Origin of the sequence: Sphingopyxis sp. USTB-05 (assembly GCF_023822045.1) — a bacterium.
Lineage (GTDB): Bacteria > Pseudomonadota > Alphaproteobacteria > Sphingomonadales > Sphingomonadaceae > Sphingopyxis.
Genome location: NZ_CP084712.1, coordinates 453,087 through 469,133 on the forward strand (window position 1 = coordinate 453,087; position 16,047 = coordinate 469,133).

General features: G+C 59.5%; 13 protein-coding genes and 1 pseudogene. 8 read left to right on the plus strand and 6 right to left on the minus strand.

Annotated features, from left to right (window positions below):
- Window positions 1-88: 88 nt before the first annotated feature.
- A pseudogene (locus KEC45_RS02060) lies at window positions 89-477 on the minus strand (transposase); the annotation flags it as partial.
- A gap of 282 nt (window positions 478-759) precedes the next feature.
- The gene (locus KEC45_RS02065; RefSeq protein ID WP_252171442.1) at window positions 760-1,086 is read right to left on the minus strand and encodes a helix-turn-helix domain-containing protein; all 327 of its coding nucleotides are present in this window, start codon (window positions 1,084-1,086) and stop codon (window positions 760-762) included.
- A gap of 351 nt (window positions 1,087-1,437) precedes the next feature.
- Here KEC45_RS02065 and KEC45_RS02070 point away from each other — a divergent pair, with 351 nt between their 5' ends.
- The gene (locus KEC45_RS02070; protein ID WP_252171443.1) at window positions 1,438-2,304 is read left to right on the plus strand and encodes a hypothetical protein; all 867 of its coding nucleotides are present in this window, start codon (window positions 1,438-1,440) and stop codon (window positions 2,302-2,304) included.
- Entirely contained in the window at window positions 2,297-3,070 is a 774-nt protein-coding gene (locus KEC45_RS02075; protein ID WP_252171444.1) for a hypothetical protein, read from the plus strand. The genes KEC45_RS02070 and KEC45_RS02075 overlap by 8 nt, the downstream gene beginning before the upstream one ends.
- Before the next feature lie 114 nt (window positions 3,071-3,184).
- Here KEC45_RS02075 and KEC45_RS02080 read toward each other — a convergent pair whose 3' ends face one another.
- Window positions 3,185-3,532, minus strand: coding sequence for a hypothetical protein (locus KEC45_RS02080; RefSeq protein WP_252171445.1), 348 nt, complete (start codon window positions 3,530-3,532; stop codon window positions 3,185-3,187).
- Between the two features lie 313 nt (window positions 3,533-3,845).
- Between KEC45_RS02080 and KEC45_RS02085 the strand changes: the two genes are divergently transcribed.
- Together KEC45_RS02085 and KEC45_RS02090 are read left to right on the plus strand one after the other, a co-directional pair.
- Window positions 3,846-4,606, plus strand: a protein-coding gene (locus KEC45_RS02085) for an IS5 family transposase (RefSeq protein WP_252171446.1) whose coding sequence is annotated in 2 segments (ribosomal slippage) — window positions 3,846-4,170 and window positions 4,170-4,606 — 762 coding nt in all. Because the reading frame shifts where the segments join, the coding sequence is not laid out codon by codon here.
- Window positions 4,607-4,699: 93 nt separating this feature from the next.
- Entirely contained in the window at window positions 4,700-5,731 is a 1,032-nt protein-coding gene (locus KEC45_RS02090) for an IS110 family transposase (protein WP_252171447.1), read from the plus strand.
- Between the two features lie 413 nt (window positions 5,732-6,144).
- Here KEC45_RS02090 and KEC45_RS02095 read toward each other — a convergent pair whose 3' ends face one another.
- On the minus strand, window positions 6,145-7,149 hold the full coding sequence (locus tag KEC45_RS02095) for a hypothetical protein (protein ID WP_252171448.1): 1,005 nt from the start codon (window positions 7,147-7,149) through the stop codon (window positions 6,145-6,147).
- 528 nt (window positions 7,150-7,677) lie between these two features.
- On the opposite strand from KEC45_RS02095, the gene KEC45_RS02100 reads away from it, so the two are divergent.
- Complete coding sequence (locus tag KEC45_RS02100) at window positions 7,678-11,082, plus strand: hypothetical protein (RefSeq protein ID WP_252171449.1); 3,405 nt, start codon at window positions 7,678-7,680, stop codon at window positions 11,080-11,082.
- Window positions 11,083-11,204: 122 nt separating this feature from the next.
- Here KEC45_RS02100 and KEC45_RS02105 read toward each other — a convergent pair whose 3' ends face one another.
- Complete coding sequence (locus KEC45_RS02105; protein WP_252171450.1) at window positions 11,205-12,248, minus strand: hypothetical protein; 1,044 nt, start codon at window positions 12,246-12,248, stop codon at window positions 11,205-11,207.
- Between the two features lie 553 nt (window positions 12,249-12,801).
- Here KEC45_RS02105 and KEC45_RS02110 point away from each other — a divergent pair.
- The 3 genes from KEC45_RS02110 to KEC45_RS02120 all read left to right on the plus strand — a co-directional run bounded on the left by KEC45_RS02110 (window position 12,802) and on the right by KEC45_RS02120 (window position 14,932).
- The gene (locus KEC45_RS02110) at window positions 12,802-13,566 is read left to right on the plus strand and encodes a hypothetical protein (protein ID WP_252171451.1); all 765 of its coding nucleotides are present in this window, start codon (window positions 12,802-12,804) and stop codon (window positions 13,564-13,566) included.
- 282 nt (window positions 13,567-13,848) lie between these two features.
- Complete coding sequence (locus KEC45_RS02115) at window positions 13,849-14,496, plus strand: MobA/MobL family protein (RefSeq protein ID WP_252171452.1); 648 nt, start codon at window positions 13,849-13,851, stop codon at window positions 14,494-14,496.
- Between the two features lie 163 nt (window positions 14,497-14,659).
- Window positions 14,660-14,932 (plus strand): hypothetical protein, encoded by a 273-nt coding sequence (locus KEC45_RS02120; RefSeq protein WP_252171453.1) that lies wholly within the window; start codon window positions 14,660-14,662, stop codon window positions 14,930-14,932.
- A 186-nt stretch (window positions 14,933-15,118) separates the two neighbouring features.
- Here KEC45_RS02120 and KEC45_RS02125 read toward each other — a convergent pair whose 3' ends face one another.
- A complete protein-coding gene (locus KEC45_RS02125; RefSeq protein ID WP_252171454.1) occupies window positions 15,119-15,604 on the minus strand; it encodes a hypothetical protein in 486 nt (161 codons plus the stop codon).
- Window positions 15,605-16,047: the final 443 nt, after the last annotated feature.

The following is a 16,047-nucleotide window of genomic DNA, read 5'->3' on the forward strand; positions in this document are numbered from 1 at the left end:
ACCTCGCGCGTGAGACCCGCCCGATTGGCGCGACATGGAGGAGGACTTTGTGAAGGCATTGGTCAAGCCGAGTCCCGGTCCGGGCCTATCTCATTCGTCGTCGCCCCCATCCGCGATCATGCTTTTTTTGAGCAGGCGGTTTTCCAGCGTCAGGTCGGCAACGCATTCCTTCAGGGCACGAGCCTCGCGGCGCAAGTCATGGACTTCGCCGGTGTTCGCAGCGCGGCCGGTGTCACCAGCGAGGCGGCGCTTGTCGGCTTCCATGAACTCTTTCGACCAGGTGTAATACAGGCTCTGGGCGATGACTTCCTTGCGGCACAGCTCGGCAATGCTGTATTCCCCGCGCAGACCTTCCAGCACGATCCGGATCTTGTCCTCGGCCGAGAAGTGCCGACGCGTCGCACGCCGGATGTCCTTCACCACCCGCTCAGCAGGAGCCTTCACAGGAGATTTTTTCAAGGAGGATCTGGGCTTCATCTTCGTTCCTTCGTCACTACGACGAAGCCCAAATCCACCTTAAATCACAACCTCAAATCCGTGCCATTGGTGCTGACGGCGGACACTTGAACATCCTCGATCGATCGAGCCGAATGTCCGCTATGCAAATATTCGCCCCCAAGACCGACTGACAGAATTGGCAATAGTCCGGTCGACCGAAGCGCCGACCGCCCCGAAGTCCTTTGCCGCGGATCTGGAGCCGGTGACGGCCACGACGGTATTGGCCGAACCTTCAGACCAATGCCAAGCGCGCCGCCTCTTCTACGCTCCCGAGCGGCGCTTCTGCATTCCCTTGATGATATCTCCAAGAACCAAGCGGTCGCGCAGATCGAGAGACTTCAGTTGACGGTAAATTACGAGCAACCGCTCGTCATCGCCATCTTCGTCCGGGCTTTCACCCACAAGGCGCGAGATAGACACCTCAAAATAATCGGCGAGCTTTCGGACGAGTTCGATCGACGGGTTCTTGGCGGTGCCTTTCTCAAGCTCCCAGATATGGGCTTTCGACGCGCCAATGGCGTCAGCCACTTCCTGAAGCGATTGCTGTTTTGCCGTGCGAAGGTTCTGCAGCCTCATCGCCAACGACATCCCCATGACCTCCTTAGACCCAACTTACCTTGAGATCGGCGACATAGAAATCAACGATCGTTCGGTCAAGTGAACGAATTCGTTCGACTAATTGACTCCGCCTACCGTATGACCTATCGAACGATATTGTTATTATCTGTCGGACGGAGCGCCGCGTGGGCCATAGCCAGCATATCATTGCCGAGCCTCACGGCCGGGCCGTCTACTCGGCGGAACTTAATGCTCTTGGATCACCTATCCGGCGGCTGATGAGCGAGCGCGATACGCGCGCAGAGACCATCCGGTACAACACCATGAGGCCTTGTCGGGGACGAGTGGCATTGATGTTTCAAACCAAGTGGGAGCATAGGCATGGCTAAGAATACCACCAAATCGCAGGCGCTTGTTCCGGCTGAGCGGCGCCAGACGGCCGTACGCAGGAAAACGGCGACGCCAGTCGTCGTGCCCGCAACGGCGGACACGCTGCTGCCGATCCTCGGCTCCGAATTCGCCGCCGAGAAGCTGATCGGCGACGGAGGCGAAGTCGCGCGAGAAGGCGGCGTCGTTCTCGTTACTGGCCGCGCCTATGCAACCCGCGAATGCGTCGTTCCCGCAGAAGAAATATTCTACGATCAGGCTGCTCGGCCCGGTGGCAAGGGGGCGTGGCTGGGAGAGGCGGACAAGGTCAGCTGGCGCGATACGGCGAGTGGATACGACTGCATCATGTTGCGTAACACAGACAATGGCTTTCTCTGCGGATATGTCGGCATTCCCAAGGATCACCCTCTCTGGGGCTGGGATGCAAACGCAGTTCCGCCGGACATCGGGATCGATGTGCATGGCGGTTTGACCTATTCAAGACTGTGCGAAGATGGGCCGAGTCCGACGCGTCGGTTAGCCGTCGAGGCGCGCCGCATCTGCCACGTGACATTACGACCGGCGGTCTACCATCTGGTAGAACACGCAACCGACCACCGGGTCGAAGATTCGCATGCGTGGTGGTTCGGCTTCAGTTGCGATCATGGCTACGATCTTATTCCGAACGCCAGGCCGAATTCCTCCGGATCGAAGTCCTCGGAGCTTGGACGGATATATCGCGACGACGCATATGTTGTCAGGGAAACGGGCGCCCTCGCAGCTCAGCTGCGAGCAATCGCTGAAGGAGACGCGGCGCCCGCGCGCGATGGCGCGCCGACGCCGCTCGGCCTCGACCCTCGTCGCGGGGGTGGCCGTGGCTGACTTTGAGCGTCACGTCGGCGAACTCCCGTGGGGCTGGTGGCTTCGAGCCAATCCGCGCGGCTACGAGGATGCCTCTGGGCGAAATTGGGCGAGCGTCAGGGACGCCTTCTGGGAGGGAGAACTTGGATTCCCGCCGGTCCACTTCGCACCCGAACAGCATGAACTGATGCTGAGGGTCATGACCGCGATCGATGCGCGCTGGTTTGGCACGGAGAGCAACCACGATGTTTTCGGCGGGGACATGATGTTCTGGCGATTCTATCTGTGCTGGCTCGCCAGCATCGGTATGGTCGAGACATCGGCGGGGAGGGACCTCTTCGGTGGGGGGCTGAGCTCATTGGGCAGTTCCGTCCTCATGATGCTGCAGGCCACGCGCGAGCCGGAATTCGAGCGCTTGCCAATGGCGGCGGTTGTTGCCGCGATAAGTGCGCGCGGGGGCCCCGACGCCGAAGCACGGGAGCGGGCGCTGATCACCTTTGAACAGCAGGTTGGATTTCGTCGCCATCTGTTCGCGCGCGAAAATCTGGGAAGGCGATACCTGGTGACGTTGACCGGACTTAAGGTTGGCGCGCGGATGCCGACGCGCAATATCGCGTGGTCGCAATCCTTCGCCGATGCAAGATCGCGCGATGACCTCTTCGCCTGGCTCGCCGAGCGGGTGCATCGTTGGGATGATTGGGGGGAGATCGCCTATCGACGGAGCGCGGCTGCGCTTACAAGCCATCTGTTGTCCGTCATCGTCGGAGCGGGCGATCTGTCTCGGTGACCACTCCTCACGAGGAAGATCCAGCTTCGGCATGTTCGATCCGAGTATGACATGTGTTCAGTCCGGACATCTGGATATGATTGACAATAAACCGGTTTCGTCCCGAACTCCCGATTATGGCGCAGCTGCAATCAATTCCTCCCACTTGATCGCGCGAACAGGGTCCGATACGGAAATGATGGTTTGAATTCCAAAATCATTTTCCGCATCCGTGATTTCGGTCGATCCTTGCAAAAATGGATGTTCGATGAGCTTACATAGGGGCTGACCTATTAGCGCGCTCGTGATGATAGCGGGGAACACGCGGGAAACTTCAACACCCCACTGCCGATGCCAGTGCAGTGGAGGGATACTGGCCTCAAAACCAATGCGTCCATTGTGCGCGTAAATATTAGCCCAAGTATGGCGCTTTTGACCGGTCCAGAGATTTAGCTGGTTACAGGAACTTCCCGCCTTGATCATTCGGTTTATAGCCTGGCCTACGCTTTGACCGGACGCGTTTATCGCGTGCTCGGCACTGGCATTTATTTCGAGAATCGCATCCTGAGCGGCCAGTCGTTGCCGCACCTTGAGACGAACCTCCTGCTCCTGGCCTAGATGTTTCAGTTTTCGGCAAAGATTACGCGGCGAGTCGATCTTTATCAGTTGAGAATAGGGGAGTAGAAGATTATCAAGAAGCTCAACTCTTGACCATAAGCGCCGACAGACATTAGGGTCAGGACCCATTGATTTGCGGCGATGGCTGTGATTCAGGCGGCTGCGAAGGAGCCTGAATTTGAGCGATTTGTTCTGGCTGACGGACGAGCAGATGGCTCGGCTTCAGCCCTATTTTCCCAAGAGCCATGGCCGCGAGCGGGTCGACGATCGGCGCGTTTTGAGCGGGATCATCTTCGTCAACCGCAATGGGTTGAGGTGGCGCGATGCGCCGAGGGAATACGGCCCGGCGAAGACGCTCTACAATCGCTGGAAGCGGTGGAGCGACAAAGGCATCTTCATCCGCATGATGGAAGGCCTGGCGACACCTCAGGCTCCCGATCGCAAGACGATCATGATCGACGCGACCTATCTTAAAGCGCACCGCACGGCGTCGAGCCTGCGGGTAAAAAAGGGGGTCCAGGACGCCTGATCGGCCGGACGAAAGGCGGCATGAACACCAAGCTTCATGCCGTGAGTGATGCGAATGGTCGTCCAATCAGCTTCTTCCTGACCGCCGGACCGGTCAGCGACTACACTGGCGCGGCCGCTTTGCTCGACAGTCTGCCCAAAGCGCAATGGATGCTGGCCGACCGAGGCTATGATGCCGACTGGTTCCGCGACGCCCTGCAGGAGAAGGGTATCACGCCCTGCATCCCGGGCCGAAAAATCCGGAACACGACCGTAAAGTACGACAAACGCCGCTACAAACGCCGTAACCGCATCGAGATCATGTTCGGCCGCCTCAAAGACTGGAGGCGGGTCGCAACACGCTACGATCGCTGCCCGAGGGCCTTCTTCTCCGCCGTCGCACTCGCCGCAACCGTCATCTTCTGGCTCTGATCAATGAGATGGGGTGGTTGCCGCCCTCCCTGACGGCATCAAGATGTGACAGCGTAGTTTTGGTTCAAGCTACGAACGGAAAGGACGGCAACCATGAGTATCGATACGATGATTGGTGTGGATCTGGCAAAGTCTGTTTTTCAGGTTCACGGGGCGTCGATGAACGGCGAGATGCAGTATCAACGCAAGCTCTCGCGGCAGGCATTTCGCACGTTCATGGCCCGACAGCCAGCCGCCGCGGTCGTAATGGAGGCTTGCGGTAGCGCTCATTACTGGGCCCGTGTCCTGAGCGGATTGGGTCACGAAGTCAGGCTGATCGCGCCGCGCTATGTGCGCCCATTTGTGAAGCGCCAGAAGAACGACGCAGCCGATGCCGAGGCGATTGTGGTCGCGGCCCAGCGGCCCGAGATGCGCTTTGTTGAGCCCAAGAGCGAGGCTCAGCAGAGCGCCGCGATCCTGTATCGATCACGCCAGCGCCTCGTACGTCAGCGGACTGAGACGGTGAACGCCTTGCGGGCAGCCCTGTATGAGTTCGGGCATGTTATCCCCCAGGGGATCCAGCACGTCGGCCGCATCCGCGCGATCCTGGAAGTGCCCAACAGTGATCTGCCAACATTGATGCGCGGCGAGTGCCTGGCGATGCTCGATCAGATTGCTGTGCTCAATGACTGGATTGATACGAAGACCGCAAAGATCAAGGAACTCGCAGCCACCACCCCGGTATCGAAGCGACTGCAGACCATGCCTGGCGTCGGTCCGCTGGTGGCCCTCGCGGTGGAGACCTTCGCGCCTGACATGGCGAGCTTTAAGAATGGCCGCGACTTTGCGGCCTGGCTTGGATTGGTGCCGCGACAGTTTTCATCAGGCGGTAAGGAACGGCTCGGACGGATCACCAAGGCCGGCCAAGCAGACATCCGGCAGATGCTGATCATTGGCGCCATGTCGCGATTGAGCTGGATCGGACGCAAAGCGATCCCGGAAAGCTCATGGCTAGCACGCATGATGGCCCGAAAGCCGCGCATGCTGGTTGCTATCGCACTGGCCAACAAGATGGCACGTCAGATTTGGGCCATGCTGACAAAGAACGAGGACTACAAGAATCCGATGCCGGTCATGGCAGCCTAATAAGGCTAACCCAGGCAGGCTGGATGAAAGGGGTGTGAGAAGGCGACGACCCGAATGGGCAAAATGATCGAACAGATCTGGATCAGGAAAACCAGTTCAGGACTCTGAGCAATCAAGCTCGCCAATGAGATTTGGACCTGATCTGCGGATCACCATACCGGCCAGCGGCCTTCGAAAGCGCCGTAATCAAGGCCTGACAGAAGACCGCACTTGATCACCAGTTCATAAGGTCAGAAACCCTCTTGCATCACGGGCGGCAACCACAGAAGTCCTGACCCTAGGTCCGGACCACCATTCCCAAGCGCTTCAAGGCGTCAATGCACTAACAATCCGATCGGACCACTCGGTGGGGGCCGGCCAGCTCCAACGAGGCAAGTAAGTGAAAGGAGCCAACCCACGCCGAACGAAGTGTGTTATAGCTCGAGACGCGCGCATATTGCTGATAGTTCATTTTGAACCAACGGGTGATCAACTGCGGTCTCGAACATGTCGGCGACCGGTGGTGCGTCCGGTCGGGCGTTAAGCCGAATATCCCCTGTAGACGACCGCGCGTACAGTTTCCGAATCTTATTGGGGCCGGCCCGGAGCCACTCGACAAGTCTCTGGGCAACGACCGGATCTGTTCGAGGTGCTTCCCGACGGGGCGGCCACAGCTTTTCATTGTCTTGACCATTGCGGCTCGGCGGAGTGTCCATCTGCAGCGGCTCGGCAACGGCAGCCATCGGCTGGACGTCATCTTCAGGTTCCGGGTTGTTATGATGCGCCTTTCTCTGCTCGGCGGTGAGCCAGCGGTTTACCTGCTCGATCTTGTTCGGATCGCGCAAATAGCTACAGATGAGATGCGTAGTGTCCGACGTCGCGCCGCCTCGGCGGATGATGGTCTCCAACTGCCTGATTGCTTCTTCGCGATTACGGATCGCTTGACGAAGCGCTTTCTGCTCATCGGCGGAGAATGCATCCATCTCGAACCCGATGACGCTCGTTGAGCGCTCCGCTTTTGGCCGCGCTTGGGTGCGCGGTTTAGCCGGCACAGATCGGATCATATCGTCGTAGAAGAGGCGTGCGATCGCAAGCCGGAGCTCTGCCCAGCGCAGCTCTATCGCCCGCTGGTCAGAGTATCCGGCGACGTAATTGTCGTATGCTCTGATGAAGTAAGCTTCGGACCGGCGCAATTCACTGATCGTCGCCTCAAGCTTTAGGCCAGGGTTGCGCAAGGTCTTGCGGAGGTCGGCAAAAGCCGGTCCATTCAGATCCTGGCCCGCGAACATGGTTTCGATGGTGACGGGTTTGCCACTCGCTTGGGCGGCTTGGATGATGGCGACTTCAAGTTCGCGCGTCAATTTTTCCATCTGGGCAGAATGCGCAGTCAAACCTTCGACGATTACGCGCGCCATGGCCTCTGCAAGCAAGTTCTTCATACTTATCTCCTTGCTTGGTCGGTAGGTTGGAGGCCCGGTGAGCGGCGAGCCATTTTGTCGCTGATAAGGCACGCTTCGTCGTCAAAACCGGACTTTCAAGCTCGTTGTTCCGATTCAAATTGGTGCGTGGATATTACAACGGGCATCTGAATATCCAAAGACCGGATATTGGGACGACTTCGCCGCCACCGAGATCGGGTATCGTTGAAAGTCAGATAGTATCTGAAGCCGATATTAGATCATGCTGAGAGATATCCGATTCGAGTTCAAAATCTCTTATCTAAATAGCTTTCGGAATATCGGTAATGTATCTATAATATCTGAATAAGAGATCGAGAATATATCGGGAGTAACTGAATATTTTTTGCGAAATAGGTTAGCGTCCCATTCTTCGATTGTGGAAGCTAACATCAACATGATATCCTTCGGATTAGGAAGGTCGGTTTCGCTCGGGACTTCCCGATCGGGCGCCTGCCGCGGGCTGGTGGGAGGGGCGCTGCCCACCTTTGGAAGCGTGGACTGGAGATCATGGATCCGATCGGAACTTTTCGCAGGCGCGCAGCAAAGCGGATCATCCGTGACTTGCCGCTCGACTTGGCGGAGACCGAACTCGACGATCCGTTGGGCCTCCTGCGCGGCAAGGTCCGAGCGAGTCTCGATTCGGCGCAGCGGTGGGAGCGCGGGAAAGCAGCTCCTGCCCGGCGGGCCTGGTTTGGCATTCCGAGCGTGCCGGACATATCCCGGCTAACGAGCGCGGCAGGGGAGCGCAGCTTCCACCTGGCGCGTAACGTAACCCGCGAGCGATCGGCGGCCGCGTTCGATGATTATGCGACCGGTAAGATCGGCGAGGCGAATGCGGAGCCGGAGCTCGCGGCAGAGGAGCGGCCCGCTGCGACGTTCGACCGCTACACGCAGGATCATGGCCATGACGATCCCCAGATCCTCGTCACGACGCTCGATCCGGATCCGGTCAAGCGAGCCAGGCAGTGGGACGCGGTCGAAGCGCATGAGTTTGGGCGGCGCAAGAATAAATCCGCCGGACCGCCGCGTCTCAACATAAAATTTGAACTCGCGCCTGCTTTTTTGGCGAGCGCTGCGCGTCGCAACGATTGTCCCGAAGGTCTGCGTGACGTCCTCAACGCCGAGCAGAGGCGGGTGGATGGCGGCAAGGAGCTCAGCAAAAAGCGCCAGTTGGTTGGTGTGCCATGGATCGATCCGGAGGCGCCAGCCGCGCTGACTTGGCTGGAGGCGCTGCCCGGCTGGCCCGCTGCGGATCCGCCGGTGAAGCTCAGCGAAGGTCGCGGCAGCTATGCGGTCATCGCGGGCGAGGCGGAGCTGCCCGCCGATCTCGACGGTGCGGCGCACGAACGCATTCTCGTTGGCGCGAACGCCTGGGTGCAATCGCTCGCCAATTCTGACAGCGGCGATGCTGACGCAAAGCGGGTCGTGCCCGCCCTGTTCGTGCGGCATGAACCCGACGCGCTCAATAACCTGACGAACTGGCACCTGCACTTCCAGGTCGGTAAGCGTACGGTGACCATCGATGGCGACGGTGAACTGGCGTTCGACGCCCACGTCGTGCCGCAAATCGCGACCAGCTTCATGAAACCGTTCCGCTGCGAGATCGCGCGACTCGTCAACGTCGAACTGAAGGCCGCTGACGCTGACTATCGGCTTTCGCCAGAAACCTATGCGAAGATGGGGCTCGACGCGCAAACGATGCGTAAGGTCGGTGGCAAGGGCACCGTGCTCGAACGCGCGGGGGATGCGCCGGATGTGTCGCTGGACAATGCAGCGATCGGCTGGGCGCGCGTGCTTGCGCAGCACGTCGCAAAGCGTGATGCGGACTTGGCGGATGCCGATACCGCTTTCGAATTACGCGAAGCGCGTGCGCGCGAAGTCCGCACGTCGGATGAGCGTGATCGCCTTGCGCGGCTCGCGCTCGAGCTTCGCGATCGCGAGCATGCCGCGATCCGGCTGCGCGCCGAGGCCGCCGAGATCGAGGCATTGTGCGCTATGGCGCGCAGCCATCCGCGTATCGTTGCGCGATTTGCTCCGGGCTATGCAGACAAGGCGCGGAAGGACGGAAACGATACCTATCTGTCGCACGCGTGGACCCGGCGGGGTAACGAGGCCGAAGCCTATCTCGATGAACTCGAACGGGAGTTGGTCGTTGAACAGGCCGCGATGGCGGAGCGTCGCGAGCAGGCGATGCTTCTTGAACGCAGCGCCGCCGATCTTCGCGAGCGCCTCGAGCGAGACCTGGGTCTTGCGGTCCAGAATGCAGAGCCGACCCGCGTGATCGACGCAATATTGTCACATGAGCCCCGTTCTCAAACCATCCTCGACCCCAATGCGGTGATGCAGCGCATCGCCGAGACGCCGCTCCTGCTCAGCGACGTCGACGGACACCTCGTGGTCCTTCCGGCCGACGATCCTCAGGATTTGATCCACGGCGTCGATCTGAATGCCGCACCCTATCGAAAGCGGCTCCCGGCGATCCGCGATATCCAGCAGAAGGAACTCGCCCAAGTCGGCGCGTTGCTGACCAAGCGCGGGCCGGCAGGTTTGGATGATGATAATCTCGTCGACAAAAGCGCCTGGCTGCAAACGGCGGTGAGGCGCTGGCGCGACACTCCCGAGATGGGGCGGCGGATCAAATTGCGCGATCTCCGCATCAAGGCAGTCCGTAAAGTCGCGTCAGGCCGCAAACGGGAGGCCGACCAGGAGTTTGCGCTGTCACCGCCTCGCGCGCTCGATCAGCCCATGCCGACGATGGCATCGCTCGGCGCACGCGGACTGGATATGGTGGGGCTGGGCGAGATCACACCTGGCCGCGAACCGCAGCCGGTGCCGGCATGGCTTTCACCGCGTGCAGAGCTGCCGCAACAATTTGATATTCCCGCCGAAGAAACTGTTCCCGTCGCGCCGAAGCAGGCCAAAATCCTACGCGATGTTCGCGCTGACGACTATCTACCCATCCAAAACAACGGGCGAGAAAAGTTTGCCGATCTGTACCAGCGGCTTGCCGACACCCCAATCAATGCGCCGTTTCCCGACAAGCCGACCATCAACGAGCTCCAGACGCTACAATCGGTCATCGAGACCTATCCTGTTCGCATCGTGCACTGGCGCGGCGCGCTGCAGATCGATCTGCTCGACGACCCCGGCCGCTGGTTCGATACGCCTTACATCCGGAGCGCTGCGGGGCAGGACCTGCTGTCGTCGATCGTTGATAAGCGTAAGCAGATGTTCCGGTATCTGCCCGCCATCAATCCTGCACGCGCGCCAACGGCGTTGGAGGCGGATCAGCGGAGGCTGGCAAGCTGGCTTGATCGCCCCGTCACTTACGCTGCGCCGGTGCCCCGCGAATTAATGGATGCACACCAAGAGACCGACCCTGCCGCCTTGTGGCGCCGTGCGCCAGTCCCTTTTCTGTTTGCGCGGCGTTCGGATGCCGAGGCACCGGACACCGTGGAGACTCTGCGCGACGCCCTCGGGTCTCGCGCCGCGTGGCTCGCGCGGCCCGACATACGCGCCCGGACCCGGGCCGCGTGGCTCGTTCAGCAGGAGACACGGAGTGATATCCTGTATGATCGAATGATCGATGCAGGCTTGCTGCCAGCCGCGCCGCTGCGGGCAAACGAAGCGGATCGTTTTCGGCACATGGGCGATCCGCTGCTCGACGAAGAGTGGCTGCTGGTCAAGCGCGGCTCTGTGCGGTTCGATCCGCCGAAGGAGACGGACCGGTTGAAGCGCGCGCTGGCATCGGCGCGATCAACTGCGGACAATGCTGCCGCTGCCGCAATCATAGCGTTCGGGGTCAAGCCGCGAGCAGCGAAGCAAAAGACGAAGCGGTCGAAGTCGTCGAAGCGCCTTCATTCGCCCGCTCGCGGGCGGCCAGGCCGAGAGCCCAGCGGTAGAGGACGCTGACCTCCTGACCGTGAGCAAGCGTTCTTCCGACTAGGTGACAATTACCCATCCGGTGCCGCTGCAGAACGCCCCGCATGACTGGGCCTTACTGGCCGTGAAGCCAAATTCGCAGCCCTCACCAGTCAGACATGAGTGCAATGGTCCGGTAGGGGTGTGGTCGGGATTTCCAGATCGAGCCTAGTTCCGTCGGTTCCAAATGCCGAGAAATCCATAATGATCGCATCGAGTGGGAAATAGGGCTTCGCGATCATGACAGATAGTGGACGTCCGACAAGCGCGGCAAGAATGGTTTGTGGCATTTGCTGCCAGAAAGTGAATGTACTCTGCCACACATAGACTTCGTTATTGCGCTCGAAGACCTCACCGGTGAGAATATCGTCCTTCCATTCGATCCTGCCCGTTGCGCTCCCGCCGTTTAAGAGGAACTGAAGTTCGCCGGCACGCTCCAGATGATCAAGCGCGTAATTCAATTTCATTCCGGAAACCGCCAACAGATTCTGTGCGGTCTGGTCTATCAGGCCGCGGGTATCATTGGCGCGATGTTGCGCAAGCAGGTCAGCGCGCCGCGCGTGTGTGGCCAGCAAGTCTGCGAGACCAAGTCGCAACTCTGCACCTTCCGACACAGACGCGCGGATGGTCTCGGGGCCAAGCCCGAGGCCGTTGCCCAGGACCTCCAAAGTTATTCCCATTGCAAAGTTGTCGAGTTGGGCACCCGGAAAAATACTGATCGCGATCAGTCTGGGGGCAGGGTGCCCGTCCGCGATCGATCCGATGACCTCATCCGCAATCGCTCGGGCTTCCTTGGCGAATCTTTTGACGTGTGCGCGGTTATCGACGAACTGCTGCACGGCCGATCGAATGTCACTCACCAGAGCCGCAGGCGGCACGTCCGGGGTGCTCGATCCGGTGTTACGCCGAAACTCAGCACCGCCGAAAGATGGCAGCGGCTTTGATCTGAAGCAGAGGCCATTGAAGGCATTGTCCCGATAGCGCTTGGGCGCGACAGACAATGTGCCGAGCACGTCGGCGAGCTCCCCTTGGATCTGCTTGTTTGCTTCAATCTCAACCTGCCGAAGCCTGGTCTCATGATTTTTTGACCAACACATCGATCGTTGGACCATGTAGCCGCCAATCGTTGCCGACTGTGCATCGTTTTTTGCTCGCATTCTCAATACCCTTCTTCGTTTGCTACGCCGGGATGGCGGATTTCGTCCGGCACATCGGCTTGGATTCAACTGCCACGGCGATGCCCTAATGTTCATTATAGGTTCGACTTTTGTTTCATCAAAGCGAGGTGCGTCAGGCAAAGAACCGACGCCGCAACTCACGGGCGGAGATGGGACAGCCCACGCTCAGACCAGTCGGCAGAGCAATGTGTGCGATGCAGTCGGCATGCGAGGACTTGGCCCGGCGCGACATGACTGCCGCTGCGGCGATCACGGCATTCGGGCATGGGCCGCGAACAGCTAAGCCGTAGTCCGGCCGAGAACCTGGCGGTCGCATTCGCGGACGCTGATCGCCTGGCCCTCAGATACTTGAGCTTTCGCCGCTGCGGCGCAGCCGCAGGCCGATCTCGCATGTCCGCCGGATGGAAAAGCGGGACGCGCCTTCGCGCCCGCTGAACAATGGAGACGCTGACGCGGGAAGCGAGGAACAGGGTGAAAGGAAAAGAGGCAGGAGTTCTGTCTCGGATCCCTGATCCTCCGAAAGGAGAATATCGTGAACGAGTATCAACTTCCCAAATGCCTGCAGGTGATCGGTCTGGCATGCATTCCCGTCAACGACATACCAGACGAGCATCCCGCGCTGGCACGCAGGCCTGTAGCGGCGGCGGTCCTGACGATGGTCGAACAGGATGATGGCCATCGCTGGGTCAACGCGATCTGCGTCTCCGACGCGCGCAAGTCGGAAATTCCATTGCCGCACTTGCTCGATAAGACGCTGTTGCCCGGCGCGGTCCAGATCGTGTCCACCTCTGATCGCATGACGCTGGCGATGGACGCGATGAGCCGGCGCTTCTTCGTCGAGCCAGCGCTTGCAGAACTTTGCTTTGGCGAGACGGCTATCGGTCCCGCCGCAATGGGTGACCATGGGTTCGATGAGCGAACAGCGTGCCGTCGTTTCTCGATCCCGATGCCCGAGATCGGCGATGCGGACATCGAGCTGGCCTGGTCGCGCTCCGCGCCAGCGGCAGCAGAAGACCATGCGCTTCGCGTCGCGACCGCGCGGTTAATTCTGTGGGCGCATGTCGAGGCGTTGCGTACCGCGCGACCGGAACCCTTCTTCGAGACCATGCTGGCGCTGCGCGAGTGGATCGATGCCAGCGAGTATCTGACAGCCGCGCTCGCCGATATCGGGAACTCACGCCCAATTCGCCGCGCAGACTCGTTCGCGCATCATTATCGCGACTATCGACAACGCCTTGCAGCAGGCGATGAAACTGCCCGGTGGGTCAGCTTCGAAGACGGGCTGTTCCACGCCTGAGCGAGCCTGACGCATAAACCCACTATCGCTGAAGAAAATGGCCTCGCTGCTCGGGTCGCGCGAGCAGCGAGGCCTGCGAGCGTGCATTTGCACAACACTTCGCATGCGGCGGGCCGCTGTCATGCCCGACAGGGCGCGGACTAGCGACCAGCTTTAAATATTCGGTGAATCGACGTCCAGCAGCCGCTGCGGCGCCGTCTCGCCATCCCTCCATCACACACAAACTCAGCAAGAGAACCGCTGCGATGCGGTCCCTTTGTTCTTTGTAGAAAGACGTACCAAATGACGACCATCCATAACATCCGCCCGTTCAATACCCGCTATGTGATCCGGGACCGGTCAAGCCGCTATACGCCCGAGCTCTTGCGGACGCACCGCACGGCGCAGGCGAGCTACGCTTACATCAACCGCCAGAATAGCGTCGACGAATGGGGACCGACGCCGAACTGGGCGTCGCGCTCCGACCTTGCGGCAGCAGGCCGATGCGCTCCTGCCCGCGCTGCCGAACCCAGACTGGCGGGAATATCGCTCTGGGCACAAGCGGACGAGAATGCGGCCCGGTATAGGCCCGACGAGCCGACTATCGCTCATTGCGTCGGCAGCCTGCCGCGTCATGAGGATCTCACCTTCTGGCGCAATCTGGTCGAAGGCTTTGCCGAGGATTTTCTTGTGGCCCGCGGCATGGTGGTCGACTGGGCGATTCATCATCAGGCGGAAAGCGACGATCAGCCCGAAATCGCGCCGCACGCGCATTTCCTCATTACCTTGCGAGGATATGACCCGGAGCACCGCGACTACGGCAAGGTTCGGCAGAACTGGCTCAGAACGGACAATTCTCGTAAGCGCCTCGCCGAGCGGTGGTGGGAACGGACCGGAATCGTGCCGCCCGAATATGTTGTGGCGGCGGCGATGTCCCAAATCTCTCGCTGACATCGTGCCGGCGCCGGGCCTCGACGACGCCCGGTGCCGGCACTCTCGAATGCCGCGTTTCCGCCTGGCGCTTTGCAAGGATCTGCAAGCGATGACTACGGGCGTGAAGAAGAGAGGATAAATGGCGCGCAGCAGGTGATCTGAAGATCGGAGGAGAAAAGAAATGTTTAGCGTCGAACCAATCGTCGTGCTCGTTGCCGTGTGCGGGACAGTCGTCTTTTCGCGCGAAATGCCGCGCCTGTTTGCGTTGCTAATCGTCTGGATTACCGACCGACTGTCGGCCGCCAGGAACACTCAGATCGTGGAAGCGCTTAACGGTCGCCAAGTTTCAGCGACTTGGACCGCGTCGTGGGTAAATCGCAAGCTGTTGCGCGCTGCCATGCGCTCCACGATGTGCGTGACGACGTTTCGTTCGCTCTACCCGATTAATCGCTAAGGGAATCTGCTGAGCCCAGGTGTCGGCAATCGAATTGCCGACGCCTGGGCCAGCCGGATATATCATTATGCAACCCCCATATCAGGTATTCATCAGATGGCCGGTGTTCGCTCGCGCAATGATACTTATTTCGTCTCCAATCGGGAGCGCGACCTTGCCAGGGACCTCTCGTTACGCCCAGGAAGATCAATGAACCCTTACATAAGGATCGGGATCGCATGCCATGATCTGCGGCATCAGTGACAGGATCTTACGCGCCATTTTGATCCGATCAGCCCGATGACCCAACGGGACGTCCAATACCCGACAAAGTGCTGCATCGTGATAAGCGAAGCCGAAATCCGCGCCCTTGGGAACTATCAGAGCCGGTCCTTCCCTGGAAAGAACCCATACCGAGCATCGAGGCCACGTCTTCACTTTACCGTCATAGGTCTCATAAACCGCGATATTGGCGGGTCCACGGCGTTCCTTCCCGGGCTTGAAGGCAAGCACAATCAGGTCTTTGTTGGCTTCTTTTACCGCACGCTCAAAACCATGTTCATCCCCTACTTCAGCAACAGTGAATGCAGCCTCTCTGGAAGGGATCCCGTCTACTTCTCGTCTAAGGGTTATCATTCTGCTGAGACAAATCAGGAAATCCATCGCAATTTCTCGATTAAAACTGGTCTTCATTCTCATTCTCCTTGGAGCTAATGCTCAAAGCTCGTCGGACGAGATTATTCCGCCGACCCTGAGTTATAGGATCGTCGAAAGCTGCTCCCAAGCTACTGAGAAATTTTTTTCATTTATTCAAATTTCGATAGATCTGGGCGCAACGTAATGGGCGCCCGACCGCACCAAGGTTGACCCCACTTAGATCCTGGGATCATCATCGCGGCGCTGCTGCCTAGGTGAATGGACGTGCTTGGTCGTTGCTAAGGTAAGTTGGCGCCACTGATTAAGGTGCAGTCGCCGCACAGGCAGCCGCTTATTTAAGGATTAACCCAGTGGACGCGGAGCGATGGGCGATCTCTGTGGTAGGACAGGGCGTGCGAGGCGGGGTAGCTACTGGGAAAATGCCTTCATTCGAGCGAGATCAGGCGGCGTGCGACGTCCGAACTGCGGCTGCGAAACGG

Excerpts from the sequence above, each read along its gene's own strand:
- KEC45_RS02065 (WP_252171442.1), bottom strand. The coding sequence starts at position 1,086 with ATGTCGTTGGCGATGAGGCTGCAGAACCTTCGCACGGCAAAACAGCAA.
- KEC45_RS02070 (WP_252171443.1), top strand. The coding sequence starts at position 1,438 with ATGGCTAAGAATACCACCAAATCGCAGGCGCTTGTTCCGGCTGAGCGG.
- KEC45_RS02080 (WP_252171445.1), bottom strand. The coding sequence starts at position 3,532 with ATGATCAAGGCGGGAAGTTCCTGTAACCAGCTAAATCTCTGGACCGGT.
- KEC45_RS02090 (WP_252171447.1), top strand. The coding sequence starts at position 4,700 with ATGAGTATCGATACGATGATTGGTGTGGATCTGGCAAAGTCTGTTTTT.
- KEC45_RS02095 (WP_252171448.1), bottom strand. The coding sequence starts at position 7,149 with ATGAAGAACTTGCTTGCAGAGGCCATGGCGCGCGTAATCGTCGAAGGT.
- KEC45_RS02100 (WP_252171449.1), top strand. The coding sequence starts at position 7,678 with ATGGATCCGATCGGAACTTTTCGCAGGCGCGCAGCAAAGCGGATCATC.
- KEC45_RS02105 (WP_252171450.1), bottom strand. The coding sequence starts at position 12,248 with ATGCGAGCAAAAAACGATGCACAGTCGGCAACGATTGGCGGCTACATG.
- KEC45_RS02115 (WP_252171452.1), top strand. The coding sequence starts at position 13,849 with ATGACGACCATCCATAACATCCGCCCGTTCAATACCCGCTATGTGATC.
- KEC45_RS02120 (WP_252171453.1), top strand. The coding sequence starts at position 14,660 with ATGTTTAGCGTCGAACCAATCGTCGTGCTCGTTGCCGTGTGCGGGACA.
- KEC45_RS02125 (WP_252171454.1), bottom strand. The coding sequence starts at position 15,604 with ATGAAGACCAGTTTTAATCGAGAAATTGCGATGGATTTCCTGATTTGT.